Annotated in this window: 11 protein-coding genes; 2 read left to right on the plus strand and 9 right to left on the minus strand. The window is 72.9% G+C overall.

From position 1 onward, the window contains the following. Positions 1 to 197: 197 nt before the first annotated feature. From ACFF45_RS06990 to ACFF45_RS07000, 3 genes are all read right to left on the minus strand, one after another. The gene (locus tag ACFF45_RS06990; protein ID WP_381343345.1) at positions 198 to 2,117 is read right to left on the minus strand and encodes a glycogen debranching N-terminal domain-containing protein; all 1,920 of its coding nucleotides are present in this window, start codon (positions 2,115 to 2,117) and stop codon (positions 198 to 200) included. Positions 2,118 to 2,775: 658 nt separating this feature from the next. Further along, positions 2,776 to 4,347 carry a DUF4192 domain-containing protein gene (locus ACFF45_RS06995; protein ID WP_381343348.1) on the minus strand — a complete coding sequence of 524 codons (1,572 nt, stop codon included), beginning with the start codon at positions 4,345 to 4,347 and terminating at the stop codon, positions 2,776 to 2,778. 243 nt (positions 4,348 to 4,590) lie between these two features. Then, positions 4,591 to 6,750, minus strand: coding sequence for a RecQ family ATP-dependent DNA helicase (locus ACFF45_RS07000; RefSeq protein WP_381343350.1), 2,160 nt, complete (start codon positions 6,748 to 6,750; stop codon positions 4,591 to 4,593). Between the two features lie 377 nt (positions 6,751 to 7,127). Between ACFF45_RS07000 and ACFF45_RS07005 the strand changes: the two genes are divergently transcribed. After that, complete coding sequence (locus ACFF45_RS07005) at positions 7,128 to 7,751, plus strand: hypothetical protein (RefSeq protein WP_381343352.1); 624 nt, start codon at positions 7,128 to 7,130, stop codon at positions 7,749 to 7,751. A gap of 194 nt (positions 7,752 to 7,945) precedes the next feature. Here the strand turns inward: ACFF45_RS07005 and ACFF45_RS07010 are convergent, their stop codons facing one another. From ACFF45_RS07010 to ACFF45_RS07030, 5 genes are all read right to left on the minus strand, one after another. Next, the gene (locus ACFF45_RS07010) at positions 7,946 to 8,602 is read right to left on the minus strand and encodes a hypothetical protein (protein ID WP_381343355.1); all 657 of its coding nucleotides are present in this window, start codon (positions 8,600 to 8,602) and stop codon (positions 7,946 to 7,948) included. Positions 8,603 to 8,670: 68 nt separating this feature from the next. Further along, positions 8,671 to 9,372: a ribonuclease HII gene (gene rnhB / locus ACFF45_RS07015; protein ID WP_381343358.1), complete on the minus strand. Its 702-nt coding sequence runs from the start codon at positions 9,370 to 9,372 to the stop codon at positions 8,671 to 8,673. Positions 9,373 to 9,993: 621 nt separating this feature from the next. Beyond that, entirely contained in the window at positions 9,994 to 10,896 is a 903-nt protein-coding gene (locus tag ACFF45_RS07020) for an ADP-ribosylglycohydrolase family protein (protein WP_381343360.1), read from the minus strand. A gap of 12 nt (positions 10,897 to 10,908) precedes the next feature. Then, positions 10,909 to 11,568 (minus strand): histidine phosphatase family protein, encoded by a 660-nt coding sequence (locus ACFF45_RS07025; RefSeq protein ID WP_381343363.1) that lies wholly within the window; start codon positions 11,566 to 11,568, stop codon positions 10,909 to 10,911. Positions 11,569 to 11,684: 116 nt separating this feature from the next. Further along, the gene (locus ACFF45_RS07030; RefSeq protein WP_381343365.1) at positions 11,685 to 12,290 is read right to left on the minus strand and encodes a YdbC family protein; all 606 of its coding nucleotides are present in this window, start codon (positions 12,288 to 12,290) and stop codon (positions 11,685 to 11,687) included. Positions 12,291 to 12,438: 148 nt separating this feature from the next. Between ACFF45_RS07030 and ACFF45_RS07035 the strand changes: the two genes are divergently transcribed. Beyond that, the gene (locus ACFF45_RS07035) at positions 12,439 to 12,972 is read left to right on the plus strand and encodes a TerD family protein (protein WP_381343367.1); all 534 of its coding nucleotides are present in this window, start codon (positions 12,439 to 12,441) and stop codon (positions 12,970 to 12,972) included. Positions 12,973 to 13,150: 178 nt separating this feature from the next. Here ACFF45_RS07035 and ACFF45_RS07040 read toward each other — a convergent pair whose 3' ends face one another. Continuing rightward, on the minus strand, positions 13,151 to 16,045 hold the full coding sequence (locus tag ACFF45_RS07040) for a vitamin B12-dependent ribonucleotide reductase (protein WP_381343369.1): 2,895 nt from the start codon (positions 16,043 to 16,045) through the stop codon (positions 13,151 to 13,153). Positions 16,046 to 16,108 lie beyond the last annotated feature (63 nt).

A 16,108-nucleotide genomic window follows, 5' to 3' on the forward strand; every position in this document is an offset into this window, starting at 1 on the left:
CCCGTGGCCATGCGGTCGGGCGGGCCGCTCTCCCGTGGCCACGCACCCGCCCGGCTGACCTCGCGTGGTCGTGCCGTCCGCCGCCCACCCGTGGCCATGCGGTCGGGCGGGCCGCTCTCCCGTGGCCACGCACCCGCCCGGCCGCTCTCACGCGGGCATGCCGTCCGCCCGTCCGGTCTCATCGGTCGTCGGCGGTGTCACGCTCTCAGTCGGAGTCCCTCGGCGGCCTCCTCGACCATGGCGAGGCCGAGGCGACTGACCCGTACGGAGAAGGGGGCGCCCGCGACCCGTAATCCGTTCAGGGTGATCTCGCCGAGGGGCGCGCTGCGGACGGGACGCAGGGTAACCGTGCCGGCGGGCGCGTCGGGGCGAATGCCGGCAAGGGTGGTGAGCAGCAGGACCCCGGCGGCGGCCGCGGTGGCGGCGGGCCGGCACGCGGCGGGGTGGGGCAGAGGAGCGCTTCCGTCGGTCCGCCGCTCCCCCGCGTACATCTCCGGCAGCCGGTGACCGAACGCCCCGGCCGCCGCCAGGACGCCCCGCAGCAGCGCACCGGCCTCCTTCTCGTATCCGGCGGCAGCCAGTCCCGCGACCGCGATCGCCGTCTCATGGGTCCGTACGGCGCCGCCGCGGTGGCCGAACGGGTTGTATCCGGCCTCCTTGGCGGCCAGTCCGCGCAGTCCCCAGCCGGAATCCATCGCCGGGCTGCCGAGGAGGCGGGCGAGGTGCCCGGTCTGCACCCGGTCGAGCAGCCCCGGCGCCGACTCGCCGCCGCCCAGCAGGCCGGTGTCCAGGAGATGGACCGCGGCAGCCCCGAGGTGCGGTAGGGGCCGGCCGTCGGGGCCGCGGGCCGCCGCGGGTCGGCCGCCGCCGAGGTCGTCGACCCAGAAGTCGGTCCGGAACGCCGGCCGCAGCGCCCGGGCCCACTCACGCAATTCGGCCCCGCCGGGCCTTCCGCAGGCATCGAGCAGGTCGGCGCCGAGCACCGCCGCTCGGTGGGCGTGTGCCTGTGTCTCGCAGCGGACCGGGCCGCCGGGCTGCGGGTCGCTCAGGTACGTGCCGTCACCCACGGTGATCCGCAGCCAGGTGAGACAACGCTCGGCGGCCGGCAGCAGCTCCGCCGTCTCGTGCTCCGGCATGCCCCAGCGGCGGGCCTCCGCGAGCAGCGCGGGGAAGAGCAGTGTGGCCTCCGTGCCGGTGCAACCCGGTGGAAGAAGGCCGCCCGCGTCCCGGCGCGGTCCGGGGATCATGCCGTACTGCCTTCCGGCGCCGGTGAGTTGGGTCCGGGCGAGGACGCGCAGGGTGCCCGTGGCGAGCCGGGTACCGAGCGGCAGCGCCATCCGGGCGGCCGCGAGTGCGTCGGCCGGGGCGAGGCCGCAGCGCCACGGCGCCCCGGCGACGGGGTACACGTCGGCCGGATGCGCGGGATCACGCAGCAGCAGCGCCTGGAGATCGTCGACGCATGCCCGCAGCAGCGCCCGCACCCCGGGGTCGTCGCCGGAGGCGTCGGCCCGGGCGAGCGGGCTCGTCGCCGGGTGGCCGACCGCGCGCACGGGCTCCGGGCCGTCCGGGCGCACCCTCAGCTCCACGCTCGCGCTGCCGCCCGGGGACAGGTCGAGTTCCCAGCGCAGCAGGCCTGCCGAGGCCAGGGCGTCGGCGGGCGGCGGGTCGGCCGTGACCGACGACGCCGCAGCGCCTCGGGACCAGCGCAGACCTGCGTCGTGGACACTGGCAGGCACCTCCGGGCCCGGGGTGCCGGACGCGATCGCGGCCAGCGCCGCCAGGTCGGTTCCCAGGGCGATCTCGACGGGGAGGCGCAGGGGGCGGGGCGCCGCGCTGTGCAGCGTGATGCGTTCCGTGCCGTCCGCGTGCCGGACGCGTTCGACGACGACGTCCGGGTCCGGACCGGCGTGCGGCGAGATGCGCAGGGTGCCCACGAAGCGGGCGCGGTCGGCGCCCGTCATCCAGGCCTGTACGGCGAGCGGTTCTCGCCCGGCCACCCGGAGCCGGCACCGGGAGAGCAGCCGCCGGCCCGCGCGGTAGAAGCCTTCCAGCCCCTGGCCGGTCAACTGGCCCCGCTCCGTGGAGACGGCCAGACCCGGCAGGGCGACGCAGATCATGGCGGAGTGGGTGGGCGGCAGTTCGCCGGAGCGGCGCAGGGGCGGAGGCTGGATCGGGGCCGGGACCTGGGTCTGGTCCGGTGGCAGTGTCGCGGGAGGGGTGCGAGCCGCGGGAGTGCGGGGTCGGTGGCCCCGGTCGGTGGCGGGGGCCGTTGTCGGCGGTCCTGGAGGCCGGCCGGTCGTCGCTGAGGAGGGTGGGGCCGAGCTGCGGCCCTCCGGGCGGGGCGGTGATGCCGTGCCGTGTGCGGATGGCTCGCGGTGTCCGAGACCCTCGCTCCGCTGAGGTGGGCCGGTGCCCGGCCCAGGGCGTGGCGTGCTCCGGGCGCGAACGGAGCGGTCGTCGGCTGAGGGGGGAGTCGGCCACCGTGTGCGCGCGTCGGTGGGGGCGGTGGAGGGCGGAGTCGGCTGGTGCATCGGGCTGCTTCCTCTGCGCTCTGTGTGCCTCGGGCTGCGGGCGGGGCCGGGCGGGAGGCTCCGTGGTACGTGATGGTGCGGCGGCGCCACCCGTCCAGGCGTTCCGCCACTCAGGTGAACGGAACGGAGCTCCCTTGGGTCACGCCTCGGCCCGGCCGACCCAACGACCGGCCCGGCCGGCCGGCGGGCGGTCCGCGTCCCGCCGTGGCGGCCGGGAGCATGCCGGGCAGCGATCGGGTGCCGGTCAGCGCCTCGGCTCGGGCTGATCCGGCAGCCTGCTCGGCCGTGCCTCATGCCTCCCCCTCGTCCCGTCGCCTGCGGGGTCGACGCCTCGCCGGGAGCCGCGCGGACGCCGTACACCGCCTTTCGGTTTGACGGGCGGGCGCGTCCGGTCGGTCCGCCCGGCATTGCGCGGGCGGCTGCCGCCGGCCGGCGCCCCGCGCGGTGACAGCGCGTCCCTGCCCACCGCCGGATCCGCCACCGGCTCGGACGTGACGGCGGCGCCTCCGCCGTCCCCGGTGCCCTCGGGTGTCTTCCGGCCTCCGGACGCCCGCGCCTCGTCGCGCCGCCCGGCCTCGGTACGGGCTCGTCCGTCCCGTTCCGCGCGCAGGCAGCGCCGGATCGACTCCGGGTCGAGGTTTTCGTTGACGGCCTGGTGCAGCAGGCGCGCGAAGAGGTAGCCGGGGTCGGCGCCCAGGGCCATGGCCAGCGCTTCCCGGGCTTCCAGGTCGTCGCCGGCCGACCAGGCGACCCAGCCCGCGAGGGTGAGAGGTGCGGCGGCGTGCTCGCCGTAGGAGCCGACGCAGCGGCGGGCCAGCGCTCGCCAGAGCCGGAGCGCTTGGGCCGCCTCGTCGCCCTCCATCCACTCGGCCGCACGGTCGCGCGTGCCACGGTCCTGCAGGCCCAGGATCAGGGCAGCCGCCTCGTCGTCGCCGAGCAGGCCGTCGTCGCGGAGGTCCGCCAGGAACGCGCCGGAGACGGGCGGTGCGTCGGCCAGTCGGCCCAGCATGCGCCGGGCCCGCCGCAACGTGCTCTCGGCCACGTCCACGCGGCCGGTCTCGTCGAGCATCCTGGGCACCAGGGTCATGCTGGCGGCGTCCAGCGCGGTCTCCTGTTCCAGGGCCGCGGCGGTCTCCCAGGGCTGGAGCCGCGCCCTCAGCTCGCGCAGCGTCCCGCGCACCTGGATCCCGGCGTAGGTGGCCGCCGCGGCCAGCACCGAAGTGCCGGGCAGCCCCATGGGCACGCCCTCGGCGGGACAGCACTCCTGGATATCGCAGCAGTACGACCAGAAGCGTCCCTCGGAGATGCACAGCGCCTCGATCACCGGAACGTCGAGCAGGCCGCACTGGAGGCGCAGTTGCTGGGCCAGCGGGCGCAGTCGCTCCATGACCTGCCGGCCGGTCTCGCCCGTACCGGGCTCCTGGCACACGTACGCCACGATCTGCTCCGGCCGGGCTCCCCTGCGCTCGCTGCCCCGCACCAGTCCGTGCGCCAGCTGGCCCGCCACGGACTCCCAGTCGTCCGCGTGCGGCGGAATGCCGAGCCGGGCCCGGCCACCGAACCGCCCGCGCCCGCCCCGGTCATGGAGGGCGACGAGGACGATGCTGTCCTCCGGCCGGTAGCCGAGCAGGTACGGCAGGGCGTCGGCCAGTTCGGCCGGGGTGCGCAGGGTGACGTGCCGGTCGGGGTCGTCGGACCGGTGCGCCCCGTCCCGGCCGGTCAGACCGTCGATGTCGTTGCCCTTGAGGTGGTGGTCGCGGTCCTCGTCGTCGTTGTGCTTGTCGAAGGGTCCAGTGGTTTCCCCGTGATGCGTCATGCGCCGACGATCTCGCGGAATGCAAAACTCCGCTTGTGCCTGTGGATAACTCCGGTCAGGGGCACGACACATGCATCGACGCACGCTCAGGCCACGGGACCGACCGGAGCCAGGAAGGTGCGCGACGGACGCCGTAGGCCCGGCGCGACGCGGCGCGGACAGCGGCTGCCAAGTGGCCGCTCGTCCCGTGCACTGCGGCGGCGGCCCGCCACGCCCCTCGCGTGCACGGTCCGGGAAGGCGGCTCACCCTGACGCGGCGAGGACCAGGGGAAGAACCGGCCCGCTTCCTGCCCGGCGGAGCAGCCGGGCGGCGACCGCGAGGGTCCAGCCCGTCTCCGTGACGTCGTCGACGAGGAGCACGGGCCCGGGATGGCCGGCCAGGGCCCCGGCCAGGTCCTCGGAGACGGTGAAGGCGCCGGACAGGGCCTTCAGGCGCTGCGCGGAGTTGCTGCGCCGCGCCGCGTGCGCACCGCCGGGCCCGGTGTACGCCAGGCTTCCCAGGAAGGGCAGGCGGCCGACGCCCGCGATGCCGCGGGCGAGTGAGCCGACCAGTTGCGGGCGGGTGAGGGACGGCACGGCGACGACCCCCGCCGGCCGGGCCGGGGCGTCGGCGGCCTGTGTCGCCCAGCCTCCCGGGGAGCGCGCCCAGTCGGTGAGGACGGCCACCGCGGCTCGCAATACGTCGTCGGGGACCGGCCCGTCGGGCGCGTTCTCCGCCAGCAGCGGACGCAGCCGGTTGCCCCAGCCGATGTCGGACAGCCGCCCCAGGGCGCGCCCGGTGGCGCACTGCTCCGCGGCCGGGATACGGCCCTTCAGGTCGACGCCCAGGGCGGGCATGCCGGTCGGCCACATCCGGCGCGGCTCGATCTCCACTCCCGGCCGGTCCAGCTCCTTGGCCGCTCCGGTCAGCGTCTCCGCCGAGACGGAGGCGTCGGCCCAGGCTCCCGCGCAGTTGTCGCAGCGGCCGCACGGGGCCGCGCCCGCGTCGTCCAGTTGCCCGCGCAGGAACTCCATCCGGCACTGGGACGTACTGACGTAGTCGCGCATGGCCTGCCGTTCTGCGGCCCGCTGCCGAGCGACCCAGGCGTACCGCTCGGCGTCGTAGGCCCAGGGCTCGCCGGTCGCGACCCAGCCGCCCTTGACCCGTCGGACGGCCCCGTCCACGTCGAGCACCTTCAGCATGGTCTCCAGACGGGTGCGCCGGAGGTCGACCACGGCCTCCAGCGCCGGTACGGACAGCGGCCGGCCCGCGTCGGCGAGCGCCGAGAGGGTCTGGCGGACCTGCGCCTCGGGCGGGAAGGCGGTGTCGGCGAAGTAGCGCCAGATGGCCTCGTCCTCCTGGCCCGGCAGCAGCAGCACGTCCGCGTGCTCCACCCCGCGGCCGGCGCGCCCCACCTGCTGGTAGTAGGCGATCGGCGAGGACGGCGAACCGAGGTGCACCACGAAGCCCAGGTCCGGCTTGTCGAAGCCCATGCCCAGCGCCGAGGTGGCGACCAGCGCCTTCACCCGGTTCGCCAGCAGGTCGGCCTCGGCCTGCAGCCGGTCGGCGTTCTCCGTGCGTCCCGTGTAGGAGGCCACCCGGAAGCCGCGCTGCCGCAGGAACGCGGCGGCTTCCTCGGCGGCGGCCACCGTCAGGGCGTAGACGATGCCCGACCCCGGCAACTCGTCCAGATGCTCGGCCAGCCACGCCAGGCGATGCGCGGCGTCCGGCAGCCGCACCACTCCGAGCCGCAGGCTCTCCCGGTCGAGCGGACCGCGCAGCACCAGAGCCTCGCCGGCCCCGGTGCCCAGCTGCTCGGCCACGTCCGCCGTCACGCGCGCGTTGGCGGTCGCGGTGGTGGCCAGCACCGGCACCCCGGGGGCGAGGCCGGCGAGCATCGCGCGCAACCGGCGGTAGTCGGGCCGGAAGTCGTGCCCCCAGTCGGAGATGCAGTGTGCCTCGTCCACCACGAGCAGACCCGTCGTGGCGGCGAGCCCGGGCAGCATCTGCTCGCGGAAGTCGACGGAGTTGAGGCGCTCCGGGCTCACCAGGAGGAGGTCGGTCTCACCGCGCTCGACCTCCTCGTGGATGGTGGCCCACTCCTCCGGGTTGGCCGAGTTGATGGTCCGCGCCCGGATCCCGGCCCGCGCCGCCGACTCGACCTGATTGCGCATCAGCGCCAGCAACGGTGAGACGATGACCGTCGGGCCCGCGCCGCGTCGGCGCAGCAGAGCGGTGGCGACGAAGTACACCGCCGACTTGCCCCAGCCGGTGCGCTGCACCACCAGCGCCCGCCGCCGCTCCCTGACCAGAGCGGCCACCGCCTGCCACTGGTCCTCGCGCAGCCGCGCCGAACTGGCCGGACCACCGACCAGCTCGGCGAGAATGGCATCGGCTTCCGCGCGCAGCTCCAGATCGTCCATGTCTCCATGCAACCCGATGGCACGGACAATCAGCCACCTCACCCACCGCGATCAGCCGCTCACACCTCGGGGACACGGCGGGAGCAGGGCGGGACGCCGAGCACGCCGCCTCACGCGGGCAGCGCCGCCACCCGCTTCTACCTGCGCCGTCTCGGCCCCCGCATCACTCCCCGCCTCTCGGGTACGGATATAAGCCACAGACTGTTCGATAAGGTTCGGTCGCCCCAATTGCTCGTTGCCGCATCCCAGTTCGACAGGAAGAATTGGAGTCCGCTCCCCGCACGGCTCGTCCCGCGACCAGGTACGGCTCTACTGCGGTGTGCGCTCCCCCGATCCAGACCCCGCCCGAGTGTGGGCGCGTAGCCGAAGGGAGGAACGTGACCTTCGGATTCGCTCCGTCCTCCGCGGCAGCCACGTCCACCTCCGCCACCTCAGCCAACACCGTGGCCCGAGTGCTGGAGCCGGCGGAATGGGCCGCCGCGGGCATCCCGCTGCTGCGCAGTCCCCGGGAAGTCGTCAGCGGGCTGCACACCCGGCACGCCCCCCGGCCGTCGACCGCGGTCGTGGCCGTGCTCGACGCGGACGAACGGCTCTGCGCCAGCGCCTCGTTCACCCGGCGTCCGGCACCCGCCGACGGCTGGCTGTTCCGCAACGCGCTGCTCGACCAGCTCCGCCGGGTCATCCCGCACGACCTGCGCCGCCGTACGCCGGTGCGTACCGCCGTACTGCTCTACTGCCGTGAGGGCGACGCGCGCTGGACGGAGGAGGACGGCGCGTGGATGTGGGGCCTGCGTGACGCCTGCACGCTGCACGGGCTGCGCTGCGGGGCGTACATCACGCTGACCCGGGACGGCTGGCAGGTGCTCGGCGAGGGCCGCGGCGGCCGCCGCCCCAACTCCGCGTCGGCCCCCGAGCCGTTCGCGCTGTCCGAGGCACCGCCCCCGCCGCCGCGCACCGGAGGCGCCGCCTCCGACGTGCTGAGCCGCGCGGCGGCCCGCTGAGGGCCCTGGACCACGAGACCGGCGCGGCACCGTCGTCGCACCGACGCCCGGCCGGCACGGCGCCCCAGCGCCCCTCCGGCAATGCCGGAGACACGCGCGGCCCCGTCGTCCCGGCACGCCGAAGGGCCCGCCGTGCAGGTGCCGCCGGGACGGCGCGTGCGCCGGCCCGGCGCTCCCGGCCCGCCGGGATCGGCTCAGACGCCGGCGCCCAGCACCGAGTTGATCTGCTGCGGGTCGCCGCAGACGATCAGCAGGGCGCCGGCCCGGGCGAGAGCCAGCGGCAGTGCGGTGGCGACGACGGCGTCGGAGTCGCCGTTGACGGCGACCACGACCACCGGCCGGGACGCAGCACGGTCGGCCACGGCGGCGTCGGCGTAGAAGACGTCGTCGCGGGCGTCGTGCTGCGCCCAGTAGGACGCCTCACCGAAGGACAGCTCGTGAGCGGCCCAGGGGTGCGGCTCGCCGGTGGTGATCACCAGCACGTCACCGGGGGCGCGGCCGGACTCCAGCAGCAGGTCCACGGCTTCCTCGGCAGCGTCGAGCGCACCCGCGGCCGGAGCCGGGATCAGCTGGATCTGCGGAGTCGCCGGAGCCGGAGCGGGAGCGGGAGCGGACGCGGCAGGAGCGGGAGTCGGGACCGGGCCGTTCGGCCCGGGCTTGGGCCCGGCCGCACCCGTACGCTGCGCCGGCGGCGTGGGCCGGAGAGAGCCGGGACGACCAGGACGCGGCGGAGCCGCGGGGCGGGGGCCGGGTACGGGGCGGGGGGCCGGCGCGGTCCGGCCACTGGCCGGCGTAGCGCGGGGACCCTGGGCACTCTCGTGAATCTGAGGCTCCTCGGGGATGAGAGGCATGAGCTGATGTCTATCAAACGTTGGTACGGCTCGCACCGGTGGGTGGCACATACGTGCGACCGGAACCGTCAGAAATCGAAGCCGAGCTGACCCTCGATCTCCGGAACGCTTCCGTCCGCCCAGTTGCGGACCTTCTTGAGGTGCCGCCACTGGGGCAGCGCATCAAGATACGCCCACGACAACCGGTGGTAGGGGGTGGGGCCCCGCTCCGCCAATGCGGCCTTGTGCACGGGAGAGGGATACCCGGCGTTGTCCGCAAAACCGAAGTCTGCATGGTCGATACCCAGTTCGGCCATCATTTTGTCGCGCTGGACCTTGGCGATCACCGAGGCCGCCGCCACGGCCACGCACGACTGATCACCTTTGATCACCGTACGGACCCGCCACGGCGCCCCGAGGTAGTCGTGTTTCCCGTCGAGGATCACCGCGTCGGGCCGGACCGGCAGGCCTTCCAGGGCGCGCACCGCCGCGATCCGCAGCGCCGCCGTCATCCCGAGGTCGTCGATCTCCTCCGCAGACGCGTGCCCCAGGGCGAACGACGTCACCCAGGTCCGCAACTCCTCGGCCAGCGCGGTCCGCCGCTTGACCGTGAGCAGCTTGGAGTCGGTGAGGCCCGTGGGAGGCCGGCGCAGTCCGGTGACGGCCGCGCAGACGGTGACGGGCCCGGCCCAGGCGCCGCGGCCCACCTCGTCGACACCGGCAATGATCTTCGCTCCGGTCGTTGCGCGAAGGGAGCGCTCGACGGTGTGGGTAGGCGGTTCGTACGGCATGGCGCCCTTAGACTACGCCGCCCGCAACCGCCCGCGACACCCTGGTCCACCCGAGCCGCCACCGGGCCGTGGCACCCCGGATCGGGCCCGCGGCCGGGCACGGTGACGGCATCCGGAACCGGTCGGCCGTCTCCGTACGCCCTGGCCCGGCCCTTCACTTACGCATATGTTCGGCCCACGCGTCGCCGGTGCCGGTCCGGCGGCACGGACGTGTCCGTTCGCCGTGCCGGACCGCCCCTCATCCGGCCGGCCACCGCGGTCGATCGGCTCGGCCTCGCTCGCCGATCCGCAGCGTGGTTCACGAGTGCGACACCCTTCACCCGGCACGGCCACAGGGCGCAGCTCCGGCACTCCCCGCCGGGCGAGCACCGCCCGCCCGGTGGGCACCTCTCCTCGCACGGGCACCTTTCGTCGCACGAGCACCTTTCGTCGCGCACGGCGGAGTCCCCACACCCCAGCGACAACCGCCAGGAACAGCACCACATCGCGCAAGAACCCCACGACCACTCCCCCGCGCCTCCCGGCACACGCACAGTCACCTGCGCCCCGCACGCACTTCGCACAGCGGTTACCAGAACAACGCCCGAATGGTCACGGAGAGTTCCCGTTCCACACGGAGAGTTAAGAGAGCGTCCCCATCCACACCGGCAGCGCCTCCGTCCGCGCCACCCACTGGGCGGGCGGCGCCCCGACCTCCCCGGCAGCGAGCACCCCGCCGACGATCGCGCAGGTGGTGTCCACGTCGCCGCCGGCCTGCGCGGTCGTCCAGAACGCCTGCTCGTAGTCGCCGAGGGCGCGCGCGGCCGACCAGAGGACGAAGGGCACGGTGTCGTGGGCGGTCGTCCGCCGTCCGCAGCCCAGGACCGCCGCGACCGTGCCCGGGTCGCCGTAGTCGAGCATGTCCCGGGCGCGCCGCAGCCCGGCGCCGACGGCGCTCTTCGGCACGAGCGCGATGACGTCGTCGAGCAGCGACTCGGGGCTGGGCGGCCCGTCGGGGTCGGCGACCAGCGCGGCGGCCGCGGCGACGGCCATGGCACCCACCACGGCCTCGCGGTGCTGATGCGTGGGGTACGCGGAGATCTCCGCCTGGTGCGTCGCCTGCGCGGGGTCTCCGGCGTACCAGGCACCCAGCGGGGCGACGCGCATCGCGGCGCCGTTGCCCCAGGAGCCCTGGCCGTTGAAGAGCGCGGCGGACAGTTCGCGCCAGTCACCGCCCTCCCGGACCAGCCGGAGGAGCCGGTTGACCGCGGGCCCGTAGCCGCGGTCGAAGTCGTGGTGCTCCGCGAAGGAGCGGGCCAGGGCGTCCTGGTCGATGCGCCGGTGGGCGGCCAGGACGGCGACCACGGAGCAGGCCATCTCCGTGTCGTCGGTCCACTGCCAGGGGCCGGCCGGCACCTCGCGGCGCTTGAGCAGCGGATAGTTCACCGGCACGAAGTACTGGGAGCCCAGCGCGTCCCCCACCGCGAGACCGCGCAGGCTGGCCAGGGCTCGGTCCAGGCGCCCGCCGGAAGAGGAGTCAGTCATCGCCCTGTCACTCTATCCAGTGATCCCGTACGGTTGCGGATCTCGCCAGCGGTCGAACGGGCGGTCCAGCGTGTACTTCCCGTCGTCCCCCAGAACGAGCATCCGTATCTCGCCGTTCCCGGGGTTCGACAGCGACTCGAACTCGGCGACCGTCCAGTGGAACCAGCGCATGCAGAACAGCCGCATGGCCAGGCCGTGGGTCACCAGCAGCACGTTCGGCGGGTGGTCCGGCGCCTCGAAGCTGCGGTACAGGCTCTCCAGGAAGCCGCCGACCCGGTCGTAGACGTCGGCGCCGCTCTCGCCCTGGGCGAAGCGGTAGAAGAAGTGCCCGTAGGTGTCGCGGTACTCCTTCTGCAGCCGTACGTCGTCGCAGTCCTGCCAGTTTCCCCAGTCCTGCTCCCGCAGCCGGGGCTCCTCGCGGACGCGGATCAGATCGGGGTCGAGGTGGAAGGCGCGGAGCGTCTCGTGGGTGCGGCGATAGGGGGAGACGTACACGCTGACACGTTCCCGGCCGAAGATGTCGCGCAGCCGCTTGCCGGTCTCCTCGGCCTGCCGCCGGCCGCGCTCGGTCAGTGCCATTGCGTGGTCGGGTTCGCGCTCATAGACGGAGTGGTCAGCGTTGCCTGCTGACTCGCCGTGCCGGACGAGGACGATGCGCCGTGGTCGTGCCATGCCGAAACCCTAGATCGGACGACAGTGTATCGAGCACTCGTGCGAGCCTCCTACGGCGTAAGTCACACAGTTCCCCCACCATCGGCCATCCGGAAGGCACGGTGCACGGATCGACGTCACACCGTCCAGGAGGGTTCCAGCTCCACTATGTCGCCGGTCAGGGCCGCGACGTCGGCCTCCGTCTGGGCCCGCAGGGCGAGCCGCTCCACGCGTTCGGTGCGGTACTTGCCGTGCTCGGCGGCCGACCGCCACATGGACAGGACCATGAACTCGTTCCCCGGGGCCTCGGCGAACAGCCCGCGGATCATCCCCGGCGAGCCGGCCATCGCCGGGTTCCAGACCTTCTCCTGCATCAGCGTGAAGTTGTCGACGCGGTCCTCGTGGACGCGGCACAGGGCCACCCGGACCAGGTCGGAGTCGGTGAAGCGCGGTTCGAATCCCGTCTTCACGTCGAAGCGGTAGTCGAACAGCCTGACCTGGGCGTCCTTGAAGGTACCGGACTGCGCCGCCGCCAGCCGGTCGTGCGAGCGGGCCATGAAGGAGTCGTAGAAGGCGCGGCTCTCCCAGAAGGCGAAGATGTGCGCCACCGACGGCCGGACCCGGCTCCAGCCCCCGCCCTGCCCCCGGAATCCCGGCTCCCCCGGAAGCCCGGCCCACTTCCGCTGCCCGCGCTCGAAACCGCGGCGGTCCACCACGGTGCAGCGCATCCACTTGACCAGCACCGCGCCATCGTAAGGCCATGGGCATGGCGCCGGTCACGGTTGGCGGCGGGGTACGCGCGCACGTCCGCCCGCGCGCGTGGCAGGATGGACAACCGGCTTGGTCCGCCCGGCAGTTCGGGCAGCGCGCACACGCGAAGGGGGACGTCCGATGAGCGGCATCACCAAGGGGATCCGCAAGGTCGAGATCGCGGTCAAGTGGGACCCCAGCACATCAGGGCAGCCGGCCACCGATCTGGACATAGTGGCCGCCACCTACCTGGGGAGCGATCCGTACGGTGAACCCGCCTACGTGGTGCACTTCGACAGCCGCTCCCCGGACGGCACCATCACGCTCAACCGGGACAGCAAGGACGGCATGGGCTTCGGCTGGGACGAGGTCCTGACGGTGGAACTGGACCGGCTCGACGCCCGCTACGCGCGCGTGGTGGTCGGCGTCGTCATCCAGCAGCGCCCCGCCCGCCGGACCTTCGTCAGCGTGATCAAACCGTCGCTGCGGATCCGCGAGGGCTACACGGACCTCGCCACGGACGACTTCGGCGGCGTCCTCGGTTCCACGGCGGCGCGAATCGCGGAGTTCGCGCGCGGCGACTCCGGGGCGTGGGACTTCCACGCCGGCGTGCACGGATTCGAGGACGACCCGTCCACCTTCACCCGGACGATGGGCCGCCGGCCCCGGCCGTGACCGGCCGGCGATTCCTTCCGGTCGCGGAATCTCGCGTCCTGTCCACAGCACCGTGAGACAGCCGATGCCGTATTCCTTACAACAGTGAGGGGCGCCGGCCACATGGCCGGCGCCCCTCACTGCCGTCACCGCTCAGCGGAACACGTCGGCCGTGCAGCCGACGCGATTCTGCTCAGGCTCAGCTGCAACCGCTGGTCGAGCCGCAGCCCTCGCAGATGTAGCAGGAGCCGGCGCGCTGCATCTTCGTACCGCAGGAGAAGCACAGCGGGGCGTCGGCCTGGATGCCCAGCTGCATCTCCACCAGTTCGGCACTGGTGTGGGCCTGCTTCGGGGCGGGCTCGGCCGCCCCGACCTCGGCCTTCGGCGTGGCGACCGCCTTGAGCTCCTGGGTTCGCGGCGCCGACTGGGCCAGACCCTCGACGTCGACGTCCTCGTCCAGCGGCTCGTACGAACCGGTCTCCAGGTGCCGCTGGCGCTCCTCTGCGGAGTGGATGCCGAGCGCGGAGCGCGTCTCGAAGGGCAGGAAGTCCAGCGCCAGGCGGCGGAAGATGTAGTCGACGATCGACTGCGCCATCCGCACGTCGGGGTCGTCGGTCATACCGGCCGGCTCGAAGCGCATGTTCGTGAACTTCGAGACGTACGTCTCCAGCGGCACGCCGTACTGGAGGCCGACGGAGACCGCGATGGAGAAGGCGTCCATCATGCCCGCGAGGGTCGAGCCCTGCTTGGACATCTTCAGGAAGACCTCGCCGAGGCCGTCGTCGGGGTAGGAGTTGGCGGTCATGTAGCCCTCGGCACCGCCGACGGTGAAGGACGTGGTGATGCCGGGACGTCCCTTCGGGAGGCGCTTGCGGACCGGGCGGTACTCGACGACCTTCTCGACGGTCTCGCGGATCGTCGCTTCGGCCTTCTCCGTGACCTCGACCTTCTCCTTCTCCTTGGTCTTCGCGGAGAGCGGCTGGCCGACCTTGCAGTTGTCGCGGTAGATGGCGAGCGCCTTGACGCCCATCTTCCAGGCCTTGAAGTAGATTTCCTCGACCTCCTCGACGGTCGCCGTCTCCGGCATGTTGACCGTCTTGGACAGGGCGCCGGAGATCCACGGCTGGATCGCGGCCATCATGCGGACGTGGCCCATCGGGGAGATGGCACGCTCGCCCATGGCGCAGTCGAACACCTCGTAGTGCTCGTGCTTCAGGCCGGGGGCGTCGATCACGTTGCCGTGCTCGGCGATGTGCGCGACGATCGCCTCGATCTGCTCCTCCTGGTAGCCCAGGCGGCGCAGGGCCTGCGGGACGGTGCCGTTGACGATCTGCATCGAGCCGCCGCCGACCAGCTTCTTGAACTTGACCAGGGCGAGGTCGGGCTCCAGGCCGGTGGTGTCACAGGACATCGCCAGGCCGATGGTGCCGGTGGGGGCGATGACGGACGCCTGGGAGTTGCGGAAACCGTTCCGCTCGCCGAGGCGCAGCACGTCCTGCCAGGCCTCCGTGGCGGCGGCCCAGATCGGCGTGTCCAGGTCGTCCATGCGGACGGCCGTGCCGTTGGCGTCGGCGTGCTGCTTCATCACGCGGTTGTGCGCGTCGGCGTTGCGGGCGTAGCCGTCGTACGGGCCGACGACCGCGGCGAGCTCGGCGGAGCGGCGGTAGGCCGTACCGGTCATCAGGGAGGTGACGGCACCGGCGAGGGCGCGGCCGCCGTCGGAGTCGTAGGCGTGGCCGGTCGCCATCAGCAGGGCGCCGAGGTTGGCGTAGCCGATGCCGAGCTGGCGGAACGCGCGCGTGTTCTCGCCGATCTTCTGGGTCGGGAAGTCCGCGAAGCAGATGGAGATGTCCATCGCGGTGATGACCAGCTCGACGACCTTGGCGAAGCGCTCGGCCTCGAAGGACTGGCGGCCCTTGCCGTCGTCCTTCAGGAACTTCATCAGGTTCAGCGAGGCGAGGTTGCAGGACGTGTTGTCCAGGTGCATGTACTCGCTGCAAGGGTTCGAGCCGTTGATCCGGCCGGACTCCGGGCACGTGTGCCAGTGGTTGATCGTATCGTCGTACTGGATGCCCGGGTCGGCGCAGGCCCAGGCGGCCTCGGCCATCTTGCGGAACAGGGCCTTGGCGTCGACCTCCTCGATGACCTCGCCGGTCATCCGGGCCCGCAGGCCGAACTTGCCGCCCTGCTCGACCGCCTTCATGAACACGTCGTTGACGCGGACCGAGTTGTTGGCGTTCTGGTACTGGACGGACGTGATGTCGTCGCCGCCCAGGTCCATGTCGAAGCCCGCGTCGCGCAGGGCGCGGATCTTCTCCTCCTCCTTCACCTTGGTCTGGATGAAGTCCTCGATGTCGGGGTGGTCGACGTCGAGGATGACCATCTTGGCGGCGCGGCGGGTGGCGCCACCCGACTTGATGGTGCCCGCGGAGGCGTCGGCGCCACGCATGAAGGAGACGGGACCGGAGGCGTTGCCGCCGGAGGAGAGGAGCTCCTTGGAGGAGCGGATCCGGGAGAGGTTCAGGCCGGCGCCGGAGCCGCCCTTGAAGATCATGCCCTCTTCCTTGTACCAGTCGAGGATCGACTCCATGGAGTCGTCGACGGACAGGATGAAGCAGGCGGAGACCTGCTGGGGCTGCGGGGTTCCGACGTTGAACCAGACCGGGCTGTTGAAGCTGAAGATCTGGTGCAGGAGGGCGTATGCCAGCTCGTGCTCGAAGATCTCGGCGTCGGCGGGCGAGGCGAAGTACGTGTAGTCCTCGCCGGCCTTCCGGTACGTCTTCACGATGCGGTCGATCAGCTGCCTGAGGCTGGTCTCGCGCTGCGGGGTGCCCACGGCACCGCGGAAGTACTTGCTGGTGACGATGTTGACCGCGTTCACCGACCAGAAGTCGGGAAACTCGACGCCACGCTGCTCGAAATTGACCGAGCCGTCGCGCCAGTTGGTCATGACGACGTCACGGCGCTCCCAGGCCACCTCGTCGTACGGGTGTACGCCAGGGGTGGTGTGGACGCGCTCGATACGCAGCCCCTTGCTGGCCTTGGTGCCCTTGGCTCGGGAACCTCGTGCCGGACCGCTCGCCGTCTCTGTCATGCCGCCTCCCTGTACGGGCAAAAACGCCCTGAAGTGCCCCGATGTTCCCGGAGCACGGTGTTC

It is taken from the genome of Streptomyces cinereospinus (assembly GCF_042430725.1).
GTDB classification, from domain to species: domain Bacteria; phylum Actinomycetota; class Actinomycetes; order Streptomycetales; family Streptomycetaceae; genus Streptomyces; species Streptomyces cinereospinus.